Source organism: Geitlerinema sp. CS-897 (assembly GCF_028368005.1).
Lineage (GTDB): Bacteria > Cyanobacteriota > Cyanobacteriia > Cyanobacteriales > Geitlerinemataceae > Baaleninema > Baaleninema simplex.
Map to the genome: position 1 here is coordinate 1 of NZ_JAQNCQ010000240.1, position 4,045 is coordinate 4,045.

General features: G+C 50.4%; 5 protein-coding genes. 2 read left to right on the forward strand and 3 right to left on the reverse strand.

Annotation, left to right across the window (positions count from 1 at the left end; translation table 11 throughout):
* The first annotated feature begins 156 nt into the window (after positions 1-156).
* The gene (locus POG22_RS15090) at positions 157-750 is read left to right on the forward strand and encodes a calcium-binding protein (RefSeq protein WP_498906163.1); all 594 of its coding nucleotides are present in this window, start codon (positions 157-159) and stop codon (positions 748-750) included.
* Between the two features lie 224 nt (positions 751-974).
* Positions 975-1,928 (forward strand): aldo/keto reductase, encoded by a 954-nt coding sequence (locus POG22_RS15095; protein ID WP_498906165.1) that lies wholly within the window; start codon positions 975-977, stop codon positions 1,926-1,928.
* 43 nt (positions 1,929-1,971) lie between these two features.
* Here POG22_RS15095 and POG22_RS15100 read toward each other — a convergent pair whose 3' ends face one another.
* The 3 genes from POG22_RS15100 to POG22_RS15110 form a co-directional block, all read right to left on the reverse strand.
* Positions 1,972-2,208, reverse strand: a complete 237-nt coding sequence (locus tag POG22_RS15100) for a hypothetical protein (protein WP_150128154.1) — start codon at positions 2,206-2,208, stop codon at positions 1,972-1,974.
* Positions 2,209-2,553: 345 nt separating this feature from the next.
* Positions 2,554-3,288: a DUF3386 family protein gene (locus POG22_RS15105; protein WP_498906167.1), complete on the reverse strand. Its 735-nt coding sequence runs from the start codon at positions 3,286-3,288 to the stop codon at positions 2,554-2,556.
* A gap of 186 nt (positions 3,289-3,474) precedes the next feature.
* Positions 3,475-3,900 carry a Uma2 family endonuclease gene (locus tag POG22_RS15110; protein ID WP_498906168.1) on the reverse strand — a complete coding sequence of 142 codons (426 nt, stop codon included), beginning with the start codon at positions 3,898-3,900 and terminating at the stop codon, positions 3,475-3,477.
* Between the last annotated feature and the right edge of the window lie 145 nt (positions 3,901-4,045).

Sequence of the window (4,045 nt, forward strand, 5' to 3'; positions counted from 1 at the left end):
AGAGATATAGCCGCCGCGCAGGTGGTCGTACAACGTGGACTTGCAGCCGTCGGGCAGACGGTCAAGATGTTTGGCGAGGGGTTAAGTGTAGGCTCCCCATAGACCCAAGAATCCCCACGCCTTCAGGCTGGGGAGTGTCAACAAGATGGTCGCTGGGTGGTTGCCCTCGGCGGTAACGACACCTTTATCGGAACTGCTGGAAACGACGTGCCGATCGCGGGCAATACGGGAAACGATATTTTTGACATGGGCGCTGGTGACGACGTGGCTGTTGGCGGTGCGGGAGACGACCTCATCAACGGCGGCGACGGAAACGACGTTCTCAACGGCAATCCCGGTAACGATCGCGTCAACGGCGACAACGGAAACGACATCCTCAACGGCGGTGCGGGAGACGACCTGATCGACGGTGGCGCGGGTAAAGACCGCCTGCAAGGGGATGGCGGCCGGGATTTTCTCACCGGAGGCGCCAACGACGACACCTTCGTTCTCCACAGCAACAGCGCCACAGGGAACTTAGCTGAGGTGGATGTCATCACCGATTTCCAAATTGCTGAAGCGGACAAAATCGAACTGGTAGGGGCAACCTTTGCCGATGTGACCCTCGACGCGACAGATATGGCGATCGATGGAGGGGTGTCGGTGGCTTCGACGGCGATTAAACTGGCGGCCAGCGGTCAGTATATCGGTTTGGTGCAAGGGGTGACGCCTTACGATTTAGCCGCCGCCTCGGGAAGCGTTTTCGTTTAAAATTGCCCCTGTAGCCCCGTTGCCGACAACGACGGGGTTACGGGGTTTCAGGCGCAACCCAAACACATACTTTAACAAGCGGATTTCGCATCGAACACGAACGGCCAGATCGCGAAACATTGCGTCTGTCCGAGTCCGGCCGATCTTCATTACTATGATTACAGTGTTCCACAGGACGCTCGCGCGAGTCGTTTCACCTCGATCCACGTAACTACGGAGAGCCAATGCAGACACTTCAATTCCAGAACGGCGATCGAATGCCTGTTTTCGGGTTAGGAACCTGGAAATCCGCCCCTGGCGAAGTCTACAACGCCGTCAAAGAGGCAATTCGCATCGGATACCGACACATCGATTGTGCGTTCGTCTACGGGAACGAAGCCGAAATCGGCAAGGCTTTATCAGAATCTTTCGCGGAAGGCGTCGTCAGCCGAGAGCAACTGTGGATTACCTCCAAACTCTGGAACGATTCCCACGCTCCCGAAGACGTGAAACCGGCGTTGGAAAAAACCCTCGCCGATTTGCAACTAGACTATCTCGATCTTTACTTAATACACTGGCCGGTGGCGTCGAAAAAAGGGGTGATGATGCCCGAATCCGCTGAAGATTCCATTTCTCTGGAAACGTTACCGATTTCCGAGACTTGGAAAGCGATGGAACCCTTGGTGGAACGGGGATCGTGCCGACATATCGGCGTTTGTAACTTCAGCGTCACCAAGCTCAAATCGTTACTCGAGCAAGCAACGCTGAAACTGGAGATGAATCAAATCGAGCTGCATCCGTACTTGCAGCAACCGGAGATGTTGGCGTTTTGCAACGAGAATAACATCCATCTGACGGCTTACTCGCCTTTGGGATCGCCCGATCGCCCGGCGGGATTGAAAGGGGAAGACGAGCCGATTTTACTCGAAGATCCGACGATCGCGGCGATCGCGGAACGACGGAACGCAACACCGGCTCAAGTTCTCATTAGTTGGGCGATTCACCGAGGAACGGCGGTCATCCCGAAATCCGTCAACCCCGCCCGCATCGCGCAAAATTTAGCGGCGGTAGAGGTGTCGCTGACGCCCGAGGATATGCAGGACATCGCCCGACTCGATCGCCATCGTCGCTATGTTAGCGGTGACTTTTGGGTACTTCCGGGGAATTCTTACACGCTGGAAAATCTTTGGGACGAATAGCGATCGCACGTACCGCCCCCGCTAGGGTGGTACGTGCGATCGCTCAAGCGGGAATTTCGCTCACGTAAACTCTCGCTGAAATCGAAAGCATTGAATCTTGAAACTCGACGCGATCGATCTCCAAGGAAACACCGTCGAGTTCCATATATTTTAAGTTGAAAAATTGACAGTTTTGTGTGACGGTAAATTCTGCTAACTTTTGCGAGAGATCGCCGTTGGTTTGCACTTGAATGTTGCGAAAGGCGATGGCGTGGTGGTTTTCGATAAGGGTGCATCTCAAAAATGTAAATTCAGGTATTTACCCGACATACCCAGGTCGGAAGAGCCAATATTAGTTACAATACAGTTTAGATTTCGATCTGGAATTTATTTCGGATAAGCTGGGTTTTGCAAAGTCTTCACCACACCAGACATAGAGAAGATAAAGAGGTCTTTTTAGGGGAAAGAATCTGTTCCGCTTGTGCGAAAGAAAAAACGCTGTTTGAGACTTTATTTTTATATTATACCAAAAATGAATGGTATTTAATATTTTTTGAGATATGTGAATTTACCCTTAAAAAGTGTAGAGCGATCGCGAGACTTCACTCTACACTGTGAGAATAGTTCGACGGTCAAAATAGGACAGTCAACGGACTGATTGAATGTTCTCAAATCGCAAGGAAACGTTCGGCATTGCGAACTCGTTTAACGTCGCTTCGGGAACCTGTTCTATCGAGCGTTCGGCTAAAACGTAATATCCAGAAAATCGAGTATAGCGATCGTTGACGCGTTCTTGTTCCAAGAGAGTTCCGAGCGTCGGATCGCGAAATTTCGTTTGAAACTGAGTGACAACGATTCCCTCGGGAGTCTTTTCGGTTTCAAGGGTATCGACCGTGACTTTAACCCCTTCTAACGTCCGGTTGACTTGGGCGATAATGCCGTCTTTAACGCGGTAAAAGGAATTGGACTCGTCGCCGATTTCGCGAACGATCGCCGCACCTGTATTGTCGATCCCTTCTAAATCGAATAAGTCGTCTCCGTGAATTTCCTCAAAGGGCAAGCGGCGGCGGTGAATCACCTCCATTTGCAGTTGTCCTTTAATGAAATTTCGTAAGTCGGCGTCTTCGATATCGTATACCGAGACGTTGAGATCGGGTTCGACGAGAACCGTTCCCCGTTCGCTTTCCTCACCCGCCGTCACTACCACCGTCGCCGAATAGCCGGGAAAGTCTGCATTCCAGGTGTAACGATTGTTATAGGCGTCGCGGAATAACTGACTCGCCGAGGGAACGGCAGAGGCTGCACCGCCCCAAGTCCAGAGACTTAACGCCGCCAAACAACTCAAGCTGACGGCCAAAACGCGTTGGAGTGTTAACTTCACCGTTTCTTGTACTCCGCTAAAGGTTTGTTCGTTTTATCTTAACTGGTGAGAAGACTTCCGATATCCTCACAAGGATTAGCAGAGAGACAAATCGCTGCCTCTGGGTACATCTCACTGTTATAAATTTCGACAATTTGTTACGATTTCGCGAAAAATCTTTTTCAAGAACTGCTAGACATCAAAAAATCATCGAAAAATAGAAGCGATCGCACGTTCAAAGCCCGGTAATAGCGGCGAGGTGAGTGTATCGTCAGCAAACAAAGTTTCTACGAGTTGCAGTTGCGCGTTTTTTCGTCGATAGACTTCCAGCTTTCGAGCTTGCCAATCGACAATCCAATATTCTCGAACACCGTGAATTGAATATAACTTCAATTTTACTTCACGATCGCGCCGTTCGTTTTGAACCCCCGGAGAGAGAGATTCAATAACTAAATCTGGGGCTTCTGTCAAATGTCCCGACTCGTTGAGGCTGTTTTCGAGTTTTTCTTGACTGCTAACCCAAACCACATCGGGAATTACCGCATCGAATTCAGAAAGAATTAATCCGGGTGTGGGAACCGCTTCGCCAAAGCCACGATCGCTCAACGACCAAGTATCTAAAGCCGTATACAATCGTCAGGGTAAGAGCATCTCAATCAGGCTTGACAAAAGGCTTTGAGAACAGTGGTCATGTAGTCGTTATTCATTGCGGCTCGTTTCTGTTTTTGTCGCAAACTGCGCCGAAGAGTGGTTTCTTGACGAAGAACATTCAACGCCC